A 16674-nucleotide genomic window follows, 5' to 3' on the forward strand; every position below is an offset into this window, starting at 1 on the left:
CAGCGCAGGCCGCTCTGCCCCGCTCATCGCTCTATCGCGGCAGTGCGAACGCTTGGGCACACGCTTTGAAGTGCCAGGTCGGACCTGCCGCCTGGCGCACCATCATTCCGGCAGGCTTGCGTTCGCAATCAGCCAGAATTTCTTGGCAAATGGACCCTTTGACGACCAGGACAGCCTCGTGCCGCGTGGCATGGCGAGGACGTCGCCGCCTCGCAGATTGTGGGTCTCGCCGGTATCTTCGTTGACGACATGATAGACGCCTTCGAGCAGCAGCTCGATCTCGTCGCCCAAGGGAGAGGTGTAGAGAATGGCCGTCGAACCATCCGGTGCGCAGCCTGCAATGCCGACGCCTGCCCGCCACAGGCCGCAGAGCAGGGTTCCGGTGCTTCCCGTCGAGCGCAGCTTGAACAGTTCGCCGCAAACCATCGAGCCATGGTCGGGCTCGTCCCAGGTGAAGGGTTCCCATGCTTCGGGATTGTCGCTGATATGGCCGACATAGACGTCATCGTCCTTGACCGAGGGCGCCGGCGAATCCCAAAGGATCCAGAATTTCTTGAGGAAGGGCGCATCAATGTCCCAGCTCAGCGCTACGTCCTTGGGATGGCTGATGATCGTACCGGCCTCAAGTCGGTACTGCTTGCCCGTCGCGGCGACCGTGACGGTAGCTGTGCCTTCGAGGATGACCATGGTTTCATCGCCAAGGGGCGCGGAATAGTCGACATGGCATGAACCGTCCTCGTTGCAGCCGGGGATACCCTTACCGGTTCGCCAGAAACCGAGCTGCAGCGACCCGCTGGTGTGGTCGAAGGCCACCGGCGCCACCTCGCCTTTCACCTGAGGGCCGAAATGCGGATCGTCCCAGGTGAAGGGCGCCCACTGCGCGGGATTGTCATTGCGGTTGCCAATGCCCACGGAGCGGGGTGCGGCCGCATGGGAATTGCCCTGGATGTTCGGATCGCTCGCCATAGAAAAACTCCTCGCTCGCTGCTGCCTCCCGGCTCCCCGTCAACGCGGCGCATGTGCGCCCTTGGGGATGGCTGGGAACGACGATCGGAAGCCTATGGACCAGGTGCATCTCGCCCTAGAGCCTGATCGGGCGTTTGCGATGGTGCCAGTGTTCTCAAACGGGCCATGAGGCATCCCGGCACGTCTGCGTGAAGCCCACCACGGGGTTTCCTACAGGGTGCGCAGGATGAAGCGCTGGATCTTGCCGCTGGGTGTCTTGGGCAGTTCGCTTACGAACACGACAAGCCGGGGATAGGCATGAGCCGACAGCCGACTCTTCACGTGACGTTTGAGATTCTCCGCCAGATCTGGCGAGGCTTCATAACCCTGATTGAGAACGATGAACGCCTTGACCAACTCGGTTCGCTCCGGGTCCGGTACCCCGATGACCGCCGTTTCCATCACAGCGGGATGTTCGATCAGGGCGCTTTCCACATCGAAAGGACCGATCCGGTAGCCCGAAGAGGTGATGACATCGTCAGCGCGGCCGATGAAGCTGATGCTGCCGTCGGTTTCCCATTCTACCGTGTCACCGGTTCGGTAATAGCCGTCTGCAATAGCCCGCTTTTCCTGTTGCCAGTAGCCATCGAACCAGAGAAGAGGCGAGCGGGCGATATCGATCGCCAACTCGCCGGGTTGGTTTGGTCCCAGTTCGCAGCCCGTCTCGTCGAGCACTGCGACGCGGTACCCCGGCATGGGGAGGCCTGCCGATCCCATGCGTATGCGGTGGGCCAGCCCATGATGATTGTTCACCACCATGCCCATTTCGGTCTGGCCGTAATGATCGTGGATAGGAACGGCCAGATGCCTGTCGAACCAGCGAATAATTTCGGGGTTGAGCGGTTCGCCCGCGCTGCTCACCACGCGCAGACTGCCTTTTGCCTGCGCGGCCGCCTCCGGCCCTGCGGCGATCAGCAGCCGGTATGCGGTCGGCGCCCCGGCGAGGTTAGTGATCCCGAGCCGGTCGATCACCTCATAAGCCGCCTTCGCCGTAAACCCGCCATCATAGAGCGTTGTCGCATGACCAAGCAGAAGCGGCCCGGTGATACCGTAATAGAGACCATAGGCCCAGCCCGGGTCGGCGATGTTCCAAAAGCGGTCCTGTGGCCGTAGGTCGACTGCCCAGCGCATATAGGCGCCGATGGCCAGGAGGCCACGCAGCGGCACCCCGACCCCCTTGGCAAGGCCCGTGGTGCCCGACGTCGACATCATCAGGAAGAGGTCGTCGGGGCTGCGCAGAACCGGTTGGAACACGGCGCTGCGCGCATCGAGTTCGGCGCAGAAGTCAAGATCGCCTTCCCGCAGCATGTCGCCGGGCGCAAGGACGGTCGCGACTTTCGGACAATCGGCTATTTCGTCCAGCTTGAACCGATTGGCGCTGTCCGTGATGATAAGTTTCGCGCCGCTGATGCCCAATCGGTGCTGGATGGCCTTGGGGCCAAAGGCGGTGAAGAGCGGCTGATAAACCGCTCCCGCGCGCCAGACGCCCAAGATGGTCGCAAGAAGTTCCGGAATGCGGGGAAGAAGTCCGGCCACGCAATCGCCGGGGCGGACGCCATGTTCGACCAGCATGTTGGCCATCTGTGCGGACAGATCGCGCATCTGGGCGAAGCCATAGTCTTCCCGTTGCCCATTTGCCGATACCCAGACGAGCGCGGTCCGATCATCGTCGGCATATCGATCGCAACACTCCACACATGCGTTGAAACCCGCCTGGATGCTACCCGAAAGCCGCCCGCATTCGGTCTGGATGGCGAAATTGTCACGCGCAGCCCGATAGGATTGCGGGGTGATGGATGCCGGTGTGCCGGTCATGCCTTCATGGTCCTCTTCCGTGCTCGCGATTCTTGCGCGAAGCGTTGTCTGCTGGTTGAGAGCCGGTCACGGGGCGTTCGGCGATCAACCAAAAAGCGCATCATGACCATGGCGGGTCAGACATGGTCCTAATGGATAGGATGGCGAAGCGGCACCTGCTGGAAAACGGCCCGCTCCGCCCGCGTTCGCGTGCCTATTCAGGCAATGTGTCGCGCGTGATGACCCAGAGCTTCTTGCTGAAAGGCCCCTTGGACGTCCACGTGACGTGCATGCCCGAGGAAAGACCTATCACGTCTCCAGCCCTGAAATTATGCACGTTGCCGCTCTCGGTTTCGGTGACTTCGACCTCGCCTTCGAGAAGCAGGATGGTCTCGTCGCCTAGCACCCCGGTATAGGGTGTGGACATGGTGCCCTTGTCGTCGACATCGCTTCCGGCAATGCCCTTGCCAGAGCGCCATACGCCGCTCAGCATCGTGCCGGTCGAACCGCCGGTGCGGATGAAATAGAGTTCGCCGGCAACGAGAGGCCCCTCGGCCGGCTCGGTGAAATGATATTCCTGCCATTCCTCCGGATTGTCGCTCACATGCGTGATGAGCAGATCTTGTGGCGGATTGGCAGTGGGTTCGCTGCCGTTCCAGATACACCAGTATTTCTTGAAGGCAGGACCCTCAATGTCCCATTGGACTTCGAGCCCCTTGGGCGAACTGATGACAGAGCCGGGCCCGACTTGATAGCGCTTGCCGGTGGAAATGACCGTAAGGACAGCGGTTCCGTCGATCACGCAGGCGGTTTCATCGCCGAGCGGCGAAGAATATAGTAGCGTATGCGACCCGTCGGATGCTGCTCCGGGCGCGGTCGGCCCCGTCCGCCACAAACCCGCGGAAAGCGATCCGGAGACGCCCTCGGGCCGGATCACGACATATTCGCCATGCACCTGCGCGCCAAAGCGCGGCTCGATCCATTCGAAGGGAACCCACTTCTCATTGGGTTCATTCTGCACTCCGCCATGTACGGCGCTACGGACGAGAACTTCCGACGTCATCCCCATTTCTCCTTTTCCCTGCCCGTTGCCGCGCCCGCTGGCTGAAGGCAGCTCGGGCGAGACTATCGGCGATATGCTCAAATCTGCGGCAGAACTGTCCCGGTCGCTAGCGCCATTAATCCTCTTTTTGATGGTACCAGATCCCCGTTCGGGTCGCGCCGCTATCGTTTGTTTATGGGATGTCCCTCCTGCGGGACCGCTAACGACGCTCCGCCCACCTTTGCAGCGTTTGAGTGCTGGCACGCCGTTCGTGACCGGACGATCAGGTCGGTGACGGCAAATCCGTCTCAGCGCCTGGTTGCTGCTGAAGCTTGGGCACGTCCTTGAAGACGGCGAAGCTGCTTGGCGTATTGGGCATCACCGGGAAGTGGAATTCGCATTTTGGGCAGGGCTCAGCGAGAACCTTCTGCTCTTCCTGGAGGTCGAACGCCTTGTCCTCGACCACGCCGCAATTTGGGCAGACGCGCAACAGGCGCGTGTTGGTCAGTTCGAAATTGGTGATGATGTCTTCCATGATGGCGCCGCGCGCAGCCCATTCCTTGGCATATTTATGATAGACATTCATGTGCCAGTCCTTCAGCGACTCGCGGTCGACCCAGAAGCTGACTTCGTTGAACCAGCCCGGGTCTTCGGGATGCACCCACCAGGTGAGATGCAGGAAGCCCGGCATTTTCATGAGATGGTTGCGGGTGTCGGCAAAGATCACCTTGAACTTTTCGTAGCCGTCCGGACTGGAAAAGCGCACGCGCTGCATGCTGAGATAGACGGACATTTCTTGTACTCCCCTCGATGAGTCCAGCCCTGAGAGCTGTCCTGAAAGGATTAGGTACGGCGTGGCCGTCCGGTAGGACCACAGCCCGGAAACTTTATGGTGCCAGAGTGCGGAAGCCCTATCATTGAGCCGAGCAGGCGATAGGATAAGTTGATCCGTTTCCGAGAGGCATCCTGGTCATGATGTCAATGAACCTCATCATCACCGTAGATCGAAATGACGAACGGTCGTTGCAAGTGCAGCTTTACGAGGCGCTGCGCGACCAGATCCTCAAGGGAAGTCTGCCGGCCGGCAAGCGTTTGCCTTCCACCCGCAGCATGTCCGAGCAACTCGGCATCGCCCGCAACACCGTCATGCTCGCCTATGAACGCTTGGCCGCTGAAGATTATATCACCTCACGTGCCAAGGCCGGGATATTCGTCAACGATAAACTACCTGACGCAACGGTATTGCTGCGCAACGGTCACGGTGCCGCGCAGCCTCCCCCCAAACGGCTTCGTCTCGGCAAGAACCCCTCATTCACGGGCCGCTCCCCCCAGCTGTGGCATGAGAAGCGCGCACGGCCGCAATTCGATCTTTTTGTGGGTCGCCCGCATCCTTCTGGATTCCCGACGACGTTCTGGCAGCGCGCCGTCACCCGCCACCTGACCTATGCGCGCGGTGCCCAGACCGAATATGGCGATCCCCAGGGCTTGGCGTCGCTTCGTGAGGCGATTGCGGCCCATCTGGCCGAGACCCGCGGCATTAGCCCTGGCGCAGATCAGATCGTGATCACATCGGGGATCCAGGGCGCGCTCAATCTGCTGGCGCGGATATTTCTCGCCGGTGCGTCCAAGGCAAGCGTGGCAGTCGAAAATCCCTGCTATCAGGGCGCCGCCTATCTCTTTGGCAGCTATGGCGCCAGCATTCGCCCGATCGACGTTGACGAACAGGGGATCATTGTCTCGCAACTCGACGGGTTCATGGGGAACCTCGTCTATGTGACGCCATCACATCAGTTCCCGACCGGTTGCACGCTGAGCCTCGACCGGCGTCTGCATCTTCTGGACTGGGCCTATCAGACCGGTAGCTATATCATCGAGGACGATTACGACAGCGACTTCCGCTATGACGGGCCGCCGCTAACTGCGCTGGCCGGGCTCGACCGCAATGGTCACGTCATCTATCTAGGCACCTTCTCCAAATCGATCGGGGCTGGTCTGCGGATCGGCTACGCGGTGCTCCCGCGCCACCTGATCGATCCGGCGAGGATCGTGAAGACCCTGACGGATAATGGCGCGCCCTGGCTAGAACAGGCCGTGATCGCCGATTTCCTGAAAGAAGGTGCCTTCCTGCGTCATCTGCGGCGCATCCGCCGATCCTATATGGGCGCAAGAGATGCTGTGGTTGAAGCGATCGCCAAGCATTTCCCAGGCGGCGAGCTTCTTGGCCAGGAGTGCGGCATGCACATGATGTGGACACTTCCGCCCGACTTACCATCTGCCAATGAGATGCATCGCCTAGCCCTGAACTGCGGTGTTGGCCTCTACCCTTTTGCTGGAGCCGCCGTGCACGAATATGGGATGCCAGGGCGTTTTCAAGAGCGATCATTGGTGCTCGGTTATACAGGCCTTGGCGAGCACGACATCCAGGAAGCCTTTGGTCGCGTCGCCGACCTGCTTGCCCGCACTTCCTGAGTTGAAGCCTTTCGACTGGCACCATCAATAAGGTCTGGAATGGTCCTATGTCCCTGACAGGGCGGGGCTTAGGATTCTACGCCAACACCAGATGACTGGTGCCGGTCGCTGCCTTTTACCCACATGGGCGAGCGATTGGCCAATAGCCCGGGGAGGATGACAATGGCGGAATATAAGCTTCTGATCGATGGCAGGCTGGTTGACGGCGCAGCCGTCATGGACGTACTCAATCCGGCAACCGAGGAGGTGTTGGCGCGCTGTCCCCGGGGGTCCGCCGAGCAACTCGATGAGGCGGTTGCAGCCGCGCAGGCGGCCTTTCCGGCCTGGATGCGGACGTCTATCGCCGAGCGGCGCGCGCTCATTCTCAAATTTGCCGACAGCATCGAAGTTCAGGCTGAGGATCTCGCGCGGCTACTGACGCAGGAACAGGGCAAGCCCTTGAGCGAGGCGAGCGCCGAAATCGCCTACAGTGTTGCCTTCATTCGTCAACTTGCCAGCTATGACTTGCCGGTGCAGCTTCTTGAGGACAATGACGCTCGGCGCGTGGAACTGCACCGGCGCCCCCTGGGCGTTGTTGGCGCGATCATCCCCTGGAACTTCCCCGTCCTGATCGTCGCTTTCAAGCTGCCGTTTGCGTTGCTGGCCGGCAATACGCTTGTAATCAAGCCCGCGCCTACCACGCCACTCTCCACCTTGCGCCTTGGTCAATTGATGGCCGGGATCTTTCCTGCAGGAGTCGTGAACATCGTCACCGATCAGAACGACCTTGGTGGCCATCTCACGACTCATCCCGGGATCGCCAAGATCAGCTTTACCGGCTCTACCGCGACGGGACGCAAGGTGATGGCAAGCGCGGCGGCCTCGATCAAGCGCCTCACTCTGGAATTGGGCGGTAATGACGCAGCGATCGTTCTTGCCGACGCCGATCCCGTCAAAGTGGCGCCGGACATCTTCAATGGCGCCTTCATGAACGCCGGCCAGATCTGCCTCGCGATCAAGCGCGTCTATGCTCATTCCGATATCTATGACGCACTTTGCGCCGAACTGGCGCGATTGGCGGAAGAGGCCGTGGTCGACGATGGGCTCAAGCAAGGTGCCCAGATCGGCCCGCTACAGAACAAAGCCCAATATGAAAAGGTCAAGGCGCTGCTTGAGAACGTGCGCACCGATGGGACCATCATCGCTGGCGGCGAGGTTCTTGATCGACCCGGCTATTTCGTCCGTCCGACCATCGTGCGCGATATCAGCGACGGGGCACGTCTGGTAGATGAGGAACAGTTCGGCCCCATCCTCCCTATTATCCGCTTCGACGACCCTGAAGATGCACTGGCGCGCGCCAATGCCTCAGACATGGGGTTGGGTGGCTCCATTTGGTCTCCCGACCGTCAAAAGGCGTACGATCTTGCCACGCGTATGGAAGCAGGCACCGTGTGGATCAACAAGCATCTCGATTTTGGTCCGACCATGCCGTTCGGAGGCGCTAAACAATCAGGGCTTGGCGTCGAATTCGCGCAGGATGGTTTGCACGAGTTCACCCAGGCCCACGTGATTAACGAGGCAAAACGGGTGCCATGATCAATTCGCCTCCCTGGCAAAAGAACGTTCATTTTTGCATGCGCAATGGCCGCTTTCGACCGGAGCGGCCGTCCGCAATCCGATGAGGAACGGCAAAAGTTGGTCGGTTCGGGCCACAAGCGGAGGGGGCCAGGCAAGGCCAAATCACTACATCGCGAAATTCGTGATCATGCACTCATTCGCGCAAACTGGCCCGGTGGGCATCCCAAGCGCTTGCGAAAGGCGGTGCTGAATGCGCTGGCCGACTCGTAGCCGATCTCAGCAGCAATCCGATCGAGCGTTTTGACGCCGCTTGCCAACGCATCTTTGGCGAGCGCCATTCTCCAGCGCGCCAGATATTCGATCGGCGCGCATCCGATCGTTTCGCCAAACCGGGCTGAGAATGCCGACCGCGACATGCCGGCGATGCTGGCAAGGCCGGCGACCGTCCAATTGGCACGGACGTCAGAATGGATCGCCTGGATCGCACGCGTGAGGGAGGGATCCTTCATGCCATTGAGCAATCCTGCAGTGACTCCTTGGCCTTCAATGCTGTGCCAGCGAAGCGCCTCTACGAGGAGTGCCTCCAGCATGCGCTGGATGATAAGCTCTTTCCCCGGATAGTCTGTTGCGCACTCCTCCGCCAGCAACTCAATCAAGCGACCAAATCGGGTCGCACGTCCCTGCGACGCGGGAATGTAGATTTGCTTGGGCAGCAAACTGAGCAGCAGCGGCGCGTTGACGCGTTCAAACGTGAAACTGCCCCCCAGAGCAACGAAGTCTGGCTCGCCCTCTTGTTCGCCATGTCGCACCGCTTCATTGCGCGGTGCAACCGAAACGCAAGACATCCCCTTCTCACTGCTAAGAGAGAAGGCCGGCGTCGTCGGAAGTAGCAGAAAATCACCCCGACCTAGCTGCAGTGGTTCATGGCCATTCAGGGTCAACCACACTTCGCCAGTAAGGATGATCGAGAAGCCAGGGGCGTCATGCGCCGCATACTCTACGCCCCACCGACCTCTACCCGAGATTGGCTTGGATAGGGCCGCACTGGGGCGAAGCAGGGCGATGACGTCGCTCAAAGGGTCCATCTGGACGATCCATAACTAATATTGGACTAAGGATTATATATCGTCCGGTTGGCCTCGTCTATCAAATCGTCATCCACCACGCGGAGACAGGCTATGACCAAGACAATTCTCATCACCGGCACCTCTTCCGGCTACGGCAAGGCCATCGCAGAGCACTTCCTGTCCCATGGCTGGAACGTTATCGCCACGATGCGGCGCCCCGACAATGCGTCTTTCAGTGGCGATACCACTCGGCTCCGCGTGCTGCCGCTGGACGTCACCAGCGACACAAGTATCGCTGCGTTGATCGAAGTCGCTGGCCCGATCGACGTGCTCGTTAACAATGCCGGCGTCGGCGCCGTCGGGGCGTTTGAGGTGACTCCGATGTCGCTGGTGCGGCAGCTCATCGAGACCAACACGATCGGCGTAATGGCCATGTGCCAGGCGGTCATATCACAAATGCGCGAGCGTCGTTCGGGCACGATCGTCAACGTCACGTCGAGCGTCACGCTTGGCGCGTTCCCCTTGGCGGCTGCCTACACGGCCAGCAAGCAGGCGATCGAAGGGTTCACGGGCTCGCTCGCACATGAGCTCGCGTATTTTGGTATCCGCACGAAACTGGTCGAACCCGGTTACGCGCCGACCACGAATTTCGGTGCCAATGCGATCATTCCTTTCGATCAGCTCATTCCCGCCGACTACGCCGACTTCGCTGGCCCCATTATCGAGGCGTTCGGAAAGCCCGCGCTGACGACCAAGGAAAGTGACGTGGCTGAGGGCGTCTGGAACGCCATCCATGATACCGGAAACCAGCTCCACTTCCCCGCGGGTCCGGACGCCGTCGCGCTCTCCCGCGCGCGTTGAGGGTAGCCCCGTGCCACCGGCACGGCGTAACGTCAGTCTGACTTGCGCGTCTTCGCTCCATGGGTGCAGAAGGGGCTATTCCAGATGTCGGCCGCGGTTCACGATGAGGGACGATACCCCATGTCGGTTCATGAGAAATCCCAAGGCTACCGTTCGGGTGCCCGGGATTATGTCGCCGGCCGGCCAGGATATCCGCCGGAAGCGATCGAGTGGTTGCGCGACGTCCTGGGCGCCGCTCCGGGCAGGAAGATCGTCGAGATCGGAGCAGGAACCGGCAAGTTCATCCCGACGCTGCAAGAAGTGGGCGGGACCATCATTGCGGTTGAACCGATCACCGAGATGCGGGAGCAACTGGTCCAGTCTTTTCCGGATGTGACAGCTTTGGCGGGGTCGGCTGACGCCATCCCCCTCCCGGACGCCTCGGTAGATGCGGTCGTCTGCGCGCAGGCATTTCACTGGTTTGCGACCGTCGAAGCGGTCGCAGAGATGCGTCGCGTGCTGGTGCCGGGCGGGAGGCTCGGTCTCATCTGGAATGGACGGGACGAGGGCGTTCCGTGGGTTGCTGCGCTCTCCCAGATCACCGATCGCCGTGAAGGCGATACGCCGCGATACCGCACCGGTGCTTGGCGGAAGGCGTTCCCCGCTCCGGGCTTCGAGTTCATCGGTGATCGGCACGTGCGCAACCACCACATTGGTACGGCTGAACAGGTCGTTCTCAAACGCACAATGTCGGTGAGCTTCATCGCCGGTCTGCCCGCGATCGAACGGCATGCGGTCGAGCGGGAAGTACGGGACTTGATTGACGGAACTCCGGAACTGGGCGGAGGCCGGGAGGTCGCCTTCCCTTATGTGACCAGCATGTTCGCTTACCGAGCAATCTGACAGCCGAACGGCGGCTTTCGTCAGATCTGCACGTTTGCGGCGCCGCAGTTGAACGACCTGACTTGGTCGGAAGTTGCCGATTTTCTACCCAGCTAGCGGGATCGCCACTTCACAGCCTACTGGCGAGTGTTGGTTGGTCACTTTGCGCCGGTCCTTTTGAATGGAGAGAGTGAAAGCGCCATCTCAATTCGGATCATCTGCATGAGTTTTTAATGAGAATCGTTGCATTACATACTCCAAGCGCTTATCTGGGGCGCAGGAGATATGACATGTCGGCTCTCAGCGAACTCAAGCGCCACCTGCGCCCCGGACAGGTTTACCGTCGCAAGAATCTCGCGCGCTGGTCCAACGCTGTGGATCGTCATGTCCGGCAACTGGTAGACGAAGGACGTCTCGAAAAGGTCTCAGCCGGCGTCTACATGGCGCCGCGTCAAACCAGGTTCGGGGCCGCGCCAGCCAAGCCCGAAAAGCTCGTCGAGATATTCCTGGGCGACGACCGTTTTCTGATGGTCTCGCCAAATGCGTTCAACGGGCTCGGGGTCGGTACGACGCAGCTCTACAACGAGCCGGTCGTCTACAATCGCAAGCGGCACGGAAAGTTCACCCTCGACGGGCGCGTCTATGATTTCCGGATGCGGCCGTCTGTACCCAAGCGGCTATCCAAGGAAGTCCTGCTGGTCGATCTGCTGCACAATCTTGATCGGCTGCCGGAAGACAAATCGGCAGTGCTTCCGCGTGCGCTTGAGCGGGCGAAGGAAATGGACCGTTCGCGTCTCGCCAAGGCCGTCCAGGACTTTGGCTCCGCGCGGGCTGAACGCTTGCTTGCGCCAGTTCTCGAGCGAGCCTGAAGGCGCACGAGATGCTGCTGCACGATCATCAGGATTTCGACGATCTCCTTGCAGTCGTCTCGCGCGAGCAGGCGATCGATCCGGGTTTGGTCGAGAAGGATTATTGGATCATGCACGCCCTCTGGGGCTTGCAGCAGTTGGGCTTCCGCTTTGAACTCAAGGGCGGAACGTCGCTCTCGAAAGGGCATGGTCTCATCCATCGCTTTTCCGAGGACATAGACATCCTGATTCACCCCGACCTGGACGATCTGCCAACCGGCAAGAACCAGAATAAGCCCGCCCATATAGAGGCACGCCGCACGTTCTATGATGGCCTGGCGGCCAAGATCACGATCCCCGGCATCAGCGACGTCGGGCGCGACGAAGCATTCGATGACCAGCGCATGCGCAGTGCTGGCATCCGCCTGCATTATACTCCCCGCAACACTCTGCCGGAGGGCGTCAAGGACGGGATTTTGCTGGAGGCTGGTTTCGATCAGGTGGCCCCCAATCGGCCATGCCGGATCAGTTCGTGGGCCTATGACAAGGCGGCGGTGAGTGGCCTCGCTGACCTGACCGACAATCGGGCACTCGATGTGCCCTGCTACGAACCCGGCTACACACTGGTCGAGAAGCTCCAGACGATCTCGACGAAGTTCCGGCGGCACCTTGAGGATGGCAGCATGCCGCAGAACTTCCTCCGCCACTATTACGATGTCTACTGCCTCCTCGGCGATGCCGACGTTCAGGCGTTCATCGGCACCGAAGCCTACATCGCCCATAAGGACGCGCGCTTCCCGGCTGCAGATAACAAGGTGATCGCCGAAAATCCCGCATTCGATCTTTCGGACCAAACCACACGGGATCGCTTCGCCCGTGCCTATGCCGCCACGTCTGCGCTCTATTATCGTGGCCAGCCCAACCTCGACGATATCCTTGGGCGTATTCAAGAGTATGCGCATCGGCTGTGAGAGATCAGCGCGGGCCCACGTCAAATGGACGACGCGAAGGCTGTCGAATCTGATGCGGAAGCGCGGCATCCGAATCACGGTGAACCGGACAGCCGGCAGCAAGAAATGCCCGGCAAAGGGACTCGAACCTTACGGCCAGAAAGTTGTAGGGTATCGACGAGGGTATCGGCTGACGGATATCTGGAAAAGTGATTATATTTCAATTCACTAGCGCGATTTTCGAGTCCTCTTCTGCTTGGAATCCGGGGGCGTTCACTGGCGTTCGGGTGGGTCCAGCTAGAGAGAGACTACGCGTTCAATTCTGAATGTGAAAGTCTCGTCCCGCGTTTCCCGAAGCCGACCATTTTGTTGACGTGTCAGAGTGTGTTGAGCGGCGGGACTTGGAAGCCGTCGTGCGGGGGATCGCCGGGACCGTCAGGTTTCGGTTAAACCTGCCTCTCGGCGGCGAGGCGGTTATCGACCGCTGAGTTGCCTGATCTCTGCGATCACAAACTCAACGGTGAAGGCAATCTGGGTGGCTTGACCGGCGTTGAAGCCGCATAGCGTCAGAAAAACAGGTACCCACTTCATGAGAGCCCCCTGTCGCGTGAAGCCATGGCGTATCCATAGAGCGCCGGGTGACCCGTGAATGCCGTCGCCATCTTGGTATCACCAAGCACACTTGCAGCCTTGAAAAATACCGAAAGCGGAGAAGTGACAGATGAAAGAGAAATCGCCATTGCGGGTGCCGTTTCTCCAACCGCATGCAGCAGCGGTTTGAAGATTCGATCCATGTCATGGGTCACCTTTTGTTTGCTGTTCATGATGATATTTCCCGACAATTTGGATTGTATGCCGCTAGAATAGGGAGAGTGTTTGGATCACTTAATAGCTCTGCGTGCTTCAACGCTTGTTAGCGACGCCACATAGTCCGAAGACCGAAAATAGTGGCGGCAAGCAGAAACCGTCAGTGATCGCCGCCTATTTTCGAGGCCTGAACGATGACCGCCGCCACTTTCCGGGGTTTGGACATCTGGATCAGGTGGCTGCCGGGAAGTTCGAGCGTGACCGTATGAGAACGGCGATACAATGTCCGCAGCATCTCGGGCGACAGCGTGCGATCATCCTGCGCGACGATCCCGAAACTGGGCTTGGTGTGCCACGCCGCATTCGGCACCCTGGTTCCGAATGCGGCGACCGGCGTCGGTCGCTGTGCGGAGGCAAGATAGCGAGCCTCCGACGCAGGCAGGTCGCCCGCTACATCCTGCTGGAACATCGCCGGTTCCACGATCAGCGAGGTATCATCGACCATCATGAGATGGCTCGGAAGCGGCCATCTGGCGTTCAGCTCTCCGACCGTTTCCCCAGCGTCTGGCTGCACAGCTGCCACGTAAACGAGCGATTTCACCTTGGCGTCTGTGCCTGCTGCAGTGATCACCGCGCCGCCATAGGAATGCCCGACCAACACGACGGGGCCGTTCTGGCGTTCGATGATCTGCCGGGTCGCAGCTATGTCAGCATCCAGCCCTGTGAGGGGAAGCTGCACGACCGAGACGTTGTAATGTTTGCGGGTGAGGATGTCGTAGACCTTGCGCCAGCTGGAACCATCCATCGCGGCGCCATGTACGAGGATCACGTTCTTGGTGGGAGGCGCCTCGCGGGCGGCGGCTGCGCCGCTGGCGAAGGTTGCTGCGGCGGCTGCAGCCAGTGACATGAAACTGCGCTTCATTGGTTCATCCTGTACGATCTTTCAGATTGGCGGACGCTCGGCACGGCCGCGCCGTGCCGTGCCGAGGGGGTGTTCAACGGCCTGCCTTGCCATCGAGGCTGAAACGACCGGCTCCGAACGCGACGATCTGAAGCAGTCCGCCGATGATGGAAATGTTCTTGAAGAAGTGGATGAACTGGTTCTGGTCGGCCAGATTGCTGTGGAATGCGAGCGCGGCGCCAAGGGTGAACAGCGCCATGACGGCGGCCACGAAACGCGTGCGGTAGCCGGCGAGCAGTGCGATGCTGCCTGCAATCTCGACAAGGACAGCCAGGCCGAAGCCGACCGAGGCGAACGGGAGCCCGGCGCTTGCGATCATTCCGATCGTTGCCGCGGGAGCCGTCACCTTGGAAACGCCCGAGAGAAGGAAGAGTGGGGCGATCAGCACGCGGCCAGCAAGGGCGGAATAGGACGATGCATTCGCGGAAGAGTGTGCGCCCGAGATGGTCTGGGCGGGGCTGATAGCTGCTGTATTCATGAGGTATCTCCTGGTCTTCTTCAGCCGGTCACCATGACCGCTGCTGACGTCCAAATGGCACCTCACTGCTCATCGAAATAGCCGAATTGAATAGAAGATTAGGATCGATGAAATCGACATGTTTGGACAACTCTATCGCTCGGCCTAACAAAGCTTGATGCTTTCCAGATGATTATTTCGTGTGATCCGCCGGGCTACATCCGCTTCACCAACCAAGTGAAAGGATAGCTCTCATGCAAAATCTCGATGGCAAGGTCGTGCTGATCACCGGTGCAAGCAGCGGCATTGGCGAAGCCACCGCGCGCACTCTGGCCGAGGGCGGCGCCACGGTTGTTCTGGGTGCTCGCCGCACCGACCGCCTGAAAAAGCTGGTCGCCGAAATCGAAGCTGCCGGTGGTAAGGCTCTGGCAAAGCCTCTGGACGTCACCGACCGAGAAGATGTCGCGGCTTTTGCCCAGGAGGCGCTGGCGCGGTTCGGCAAGATCGATGTCATCGTCAATAATGCCGGCGTCATGCCGCTCTCGCCGATGGCGGCACTCAAGGTCGACGAATGGGACCGCATGGTCGATGTCAATATCAAGGGAACGCTGTACGGGATCGCCGCAGTGCTGCCGGTGATGAACGAACAGGGCTTTGGTCAGGTGATCAACATCGCCTCGACGGGCGGCCACGCCGTGTCCCCGACCGCTGCGGTCTATTGTGCTACCAAATTTGCCGTGCGTGCAATTTCTGAAGGCCTGCGTCAGGAGAATGACAAGATCCGCGTGACGGTTATCAGCCCGGGCGTGACGGCATCCGAACTGGCCGATTCGATCTCCGACCCAAAGGGGCGCGAAGAGATGAAGGAATATCGCAAGGTCGCCATCAGCCCCACCGCGATCGCCCGGGCCATCCGCTTTGCCATCGTGCAACCTGCGGATGTCGATACGACCGAAATGATCGTCCGTCCTACCGCCACGGCCCTTTGAGCCAGGCTCGAAGCCTCCGCCCGAACAATCACCAGATCAGGCGATGGGCTGGGCGCTGCGCCTAAGTCGGTGCAGCGCCCGCCTGCTCCTTGAATCGCTGGATCAGCCAGCGACCGGCGGGGCCGGGCGGAGTGTCGGTCCGGTAGATCGCATCCATGACATAGTCGCCGCCGATGCTGTCGGGCATTTCCAGCTTCACCAATCTTCCGGCCGCTATATCGTCGCCGATCATCGGCTCTGGCATATTGCCCCAGCCGATCCCCGCCTTGAGCAGCATATGCTTGGAACTCAGGTCGGCAAGGCGCCACGTGCTCGTGCCGACGACAGCAATGTCGCGGCCCCTGGTGAGCGCGGATCGGTCAGTGAGCACAAGCTGGACATGCTCGCGGCCGGCTCCAGGAAGATTTTCCTTGGCAAGGGCAAGGGGATGGGTCGGGGCCGCCACGGGGATCATCCGCACGCTTCCAATGCCCTCCTTTTCGATACCGTCTACCGTCACCAGCGGCCCCGCGACCCCGATGCTGGCAACGCGGTCCAGCACCAACCGCGTCACCGAGCCCAGTGATTCGACATAAAGGTGGAGCGCCACAGTCGGGAATTGATCGCGGAAACTGGTGAGCGCATCCACCACCCGCTCCTCCGGCAGCAACGTGTCCAGAACGATATGAAGTTCGGACTCCAGCCCCTGCAGCATGCCTTTCGACTTTGCGCGCAGGCTGTCGATGCCGCCCGCCACTCGGCGCGCCTCGGCCAGGACCATCCGTCCCGCTTCGGTGAGCTGCGGCTTGCGGGTCGTTTCGCGATCGAAGAGCGTGAGCCCGAGTTGCGCCTCGAGGTTCGCGATCGAGTAGCTGACCACCGAAGAGGCGCGATTGAGCTGCCGCGCGGCGCCCGCAAAGCTGCCGATGTCGACAACCGTCAGAAAGACCTTCAGCTGGTCGAGAGTGGGTGTACCTGGCTCACTTATCATGTCGAATTCCTCGAACCTAATCACCTATCATATGCC

The 16674-nt window shown here is 60.4% G+C and carries 16 protein-coding genes; 7 read left to right on the plus strand and 9 right to left on the minus strand.

Annotated features, from left to right (window positions below; genetic code table 11):
• Positions 1-102 precede the first annotated feature (102 nt).
• The 4 genes from MRBLMA1_RS15060 to MRBLMA1_RS15075 all read right to left on the minus strand — a co-directional run bounded on the left by MRBLMA1_RS15060 (position 103) and on the right by MRBLMA1_RS15075 (position 4634).
• The gene (locus tag MRBLMA1_RS15060) at positions 103-966 is read right to left on the minus strand and encodes a cupin domain-containing protein (protein ID WP_363737719.1); all 864 of its coding nucleotides are present in this window, start codon (positions 964-966) and stop codon (positions 103-105) included.
• A gap of 210 nt (positions 967-1176) precedes the next feature.
• Positions 1177-2820: an AMP-binding protein gene (locus tag MRBLMA1_RS15065; protein ID WP_363737721.1), complete on the minus strand. Its 1644-nt coding sequence runs from the start codon at positions 2818-2820 to the stop codon at positions 1177-1179.
• Positions 2821-3013: 193 nt separating this feature from the next.
• The gene (locus MRBLMA1_RS15070) at positions 3014-3862 is read right to left on the minus strand and encodes a cupin domain-containing protein (protein ID WP_363737723.1); all 849 of its coding nucleotides are present in this window, start codon (positions 3860-3862) and stop codon (positions 3014-3016) included.
• Positions 3863-4124: 262 nt separating this feature from the next.
• Complete coding sequence (locus MRBLMA1_RS15075; RefSeq protein WP_363737724.1) at positions 4125-4634, minus strand: antibiotic biosynthesis monooxygenase family protein; 510 nt, start codon at positions 4632-4634, stop codon at positions 4125-4127.
• 179 nt (positions 4635-4813) lie between these two features.
• On the opposite strand from MRBLMA1_RS15075, the gene MRBLMA1_RS15080 reads away from it, so the two are divergent.
• Together MRBLMA1_RS15080 and MRBLMA1_RS15085 are read left to right on the plus strand one after the other, a co-directional pair.
• Complete coding sequence (locus MRBLMA1_RS15080; RefSeq protein ID WP_363737726.1) at positions 4814-6310, plus strand: PLP-dependent aminotransferase family protein; 1497 nt, start codon at positions 4814-4816, stop codon at positions 6308-6310.
• Between the two features lie 162 nt (positions 6311-6472).
• Positions 6473-7885 carry an aldehyde dehydrogenase family protein gene (locus tag MRBLMA1_RS15085; protein ID WP_363737728.1) on the plus strand — a complete coding sequence of 471 codons (1413 nt, stop codon included), beginning with the start codon at positions 6473-6475 and terminating at the stop codon, positions 7883-7885.
• 167 nt (positions 7886-8052) lie between these two features.
• Here the strand turns inward: MRBLMA1_RS15085 and MRBLMA1_RS15090 are convergent, their stop codons facing one another.
• The gene (locus tag MRBLMA1_RS15090) at positions 8053-8952 is read right to left on the minus strand and encodes an AraC family transcriptional regulator (protein ID WP_363737730.1); all 900 of its coding nucleotides are present in this window, start codon (positions 8950-8952) and stop codon (positions 8053-8055) included.
• A 93-nt stretch (positions 8953-9045) separates the two neighbouring features.
• Between MRBLMA1_RS15090 and MRBLMA1_RS15095 the strand changes: the two genes are divergently transcribed.
• The 4 genes from MRBLMA1_RS15095 to MRBLMA1_RS15110 all read left to right on the plus strand — a co-directional run bounded on the left by MRBLMA1_RS15095 (position 9046) and on the right by MRBLMA1_RS15110 (position 12475).
• The gene (locus MRBLMA1_RS15095; RefSeq protein ID WP_363737732.1) at positions 9046-9795 is read left to right on the plus strand and encodes an SDR family oxidoreductase; all 750 of its coding nucleotides are present in this window, start codon (positions 9046-9048) and stop codon (positions 9793-9795) included.
• A gap of 120 nt (positions 9796-9915) precedes the next feature.
• Complete coding sequence (locus tag MRBLMA1_RS15100) at positions 9916-10677, plus strand: class I SAM-dependent methyltransferase (RefSeq protein ID WP_363737734.1); 762 nt, start codon at positions 9916-9918, stop codon at positions 10675-10677.
• 269 nt (positions 10678-10946) lie between these two features.
• A complete protein-coding gene (locus tag MRBLMA1_RS15105) occupies positions 10947-11525 on the plus strand; it encodes a hypothetical protein (RefSeq protein ID WP_363737736.1) in 579 nt (192 codons plus the stop codon).
• Between the two features lie 11 nt (positions 11526-11536).
• Positions 11537-12475, plus strand: coding sequence for a nucleotidyl transferase AbiEii/AbiGii toxin family protein (locus MRBLMA1_RS15110; RefSeq protein ID WP_363737737.1), 939 nt, complete (start codon positions 11537-11539; stop codon positions 12473-12475).
• Positions 12476-13041: 566 nt separating this feature from the next.
• On the opposite strand, the gene MRBLMA1_RS15115 is transcribed toward MRBLMA1_RS15110, so the two are convergent.
• The 3 genes from MRBLMA1_RS15115 to MRBLMA1_RS15125 form a co-directional block, all read right to left on the minus strand.
• Complete coding sequence (locus MRBLMA1_RS15115) at positions 13042-13278, minus strand: hypothetical protein (protein WP_363737739.1); 237 nt, start codon at positions 13276-13278, stop codon at positions 13042-13044.
• Between the two features lie 143 nt (positions 13279-13421).
• Positions 13422-14183: an alpha/beta hydrolase gene (locus tag MRBLMA1_RS15120; protein ID WP_363737741.1), complete on the minus strand. Its 762-nt coding sequence runs from the start codon at positions 14181-14183 to the stop codon at positions 13422-13424.
• Positions 14184-14256: 73 nt separating this feature from the next.
• Positions 14257-14754, minus strand: a complete 498-nt coding sequence (locus MRBLMA1_RS15125) for a DoxX family protein (protein ID WP_363737743.1) — start codon at positions 14752-14754, stop codon at positions 14257-14259.
• Positions 14755-14933: 179 nt separating this feature from the next.
• On the opposite strand from MRBLMA1_RS15125, the gene MRBLMA1_RS15130 reads away from it, so the two are divergent.
• The gene (locus tag MRBLMA1_RS15130) at positions 14934-15668 is read left to right on the plus strand and encodes an SDR family oxidoreductase (RefSeq protein ID WP_363737745.1); all 735 of its coding nucleotides are present in this window, start codon (positions 14934-14936) and stop codon (positions 15666-15668) included.
• 61 nt (positions 15669-15729) lie between these two features.
• Here MRBLMA1_RS15130 and MRBLMA1_RS15135 read toward each other — a convergent pair whose 3' ends face one another.
• A complete protein-coding gene (locus tag MRBLMA1_RS15135) occupies positions 15730-16635 on the minus strand; it encodes a LysR family transcriptional regulator (protein WP_363738217.1) in 906 nt (301 codons plus the stop codon).
• Positions 16636-16674: the final 39 nt, after the last annotated feature.

Source organism: Sphingobium sp. LMA1-1-1.1 (assembly GCF_040676365.1).
Taxonomy (GTDB): Bacteria; Pseudomonadota; Alphaproteobacteria; order Sphingomonadales; family Sphingomonadaceae; genus Sphingobium.

Bases quoted from the DNA above. Each gene is read 5' to 3' on its own strand.
- MRBLMA1_RS15060 (WP_363737719.1), bottom strand. From the start codon at position 966: ATGGCGAGCGATCCGAACATCCAGGGCAATTCCCATGCGGCCGCACCC.
- MRBLMA1_RS15065 (WP_363737721.1), bottom strand. From the start codon at position 2,820: ATGACCGGCACACCGGCATCCATCACCCCGCAATCCTATCGGGCTGCG.
- MRBLMA1_RS15070 (WP_363737723.1), bottom strand. From the start codon at position 3,862: ATGACGTCGGAAGTTCTCGTCCGTAGCGCCGTACATGGCGGAGTGCAG.
- MRBLMA1_RS15075 (WP_363737724.1), bottom strand. From the start codon at position 4,634: ATGTCCGTCTATCTCAGCATGCAGCGCGTGCGCTTTTCCAGTCCGGAC.
- MRBLMA1_RS15080 (WP_363737726.1), top strand. From the start codon at position 4,814: ATGATGTCAATGAACCTCATCATCACCGTAGATCGAAATGACGAACGG.
- MRBLMA1_RS15085 (WP_363737728.1), top strand. From the start codon at position 6,473: ATGGCGGAATATAAGCTTCTGATCGATGGCAGGCTGGTTGACGGCGCA.
- MRBLMA1_RS15090 (WP_363737730.1), bottom strand. From the start codon at position 8,952: ATGGACCCTTTGAGCGACGTCATCGCCCTGCTTCGCCCCAGTGCGGCC.
- MRBLMA1_RS15095 (WP_363737732.1), top strand. From the start codon at position 9,046: ATGACCAAGACAATTCTCATCACCGGCACCTCTTCCGGCTACGGCAAG.
- MRBLMA1_RS15100 (WP_363737734.1), top strand. From the start codon at position 9,916: ATGTCGGTTCATGAGAAATCCCAAGGCTACCGTTCGGGTGCCCGGGAT.
- MRBLMA1_RS15105 (WP_363737736.1), top strand. From the start codon at position 10,947: ATGTCGGCTCTCAGCGAACTCAAGCGCCACCTGCGCCCCGGACAGGTT.
- MRBLMA1_RS15110 (WP_363737737.1), top strand. From the start codon at position 11,537: ATGCTGCTGCACGATCATCAGGATTTCGACGATCTCCTTGCAGTCGTC.
- MRBLMA1_RS15115 (WP_363737739.1), bottom strand. From the start codon at position 13,278: ATGAACAGCAAACAAAAGGTGACCCATGACATGGATCGAATCTTCAAA.
- MRBLMA1_RS15120 (WP_363737741.1), bottom strand. From the start codon at position 14,183: ATGAAGCGCAGTTTCATGTCACTGGCTGCAGCCGCCGCAGCAACCTTC.
- MRBLMA1_RS15130 (WP_363737745.1), top strand. From the start codon at position 14,934: ATGCAAAATCTCGATGGCAAGGTCGTGCTGATCACCGGTGCAAGCAGC.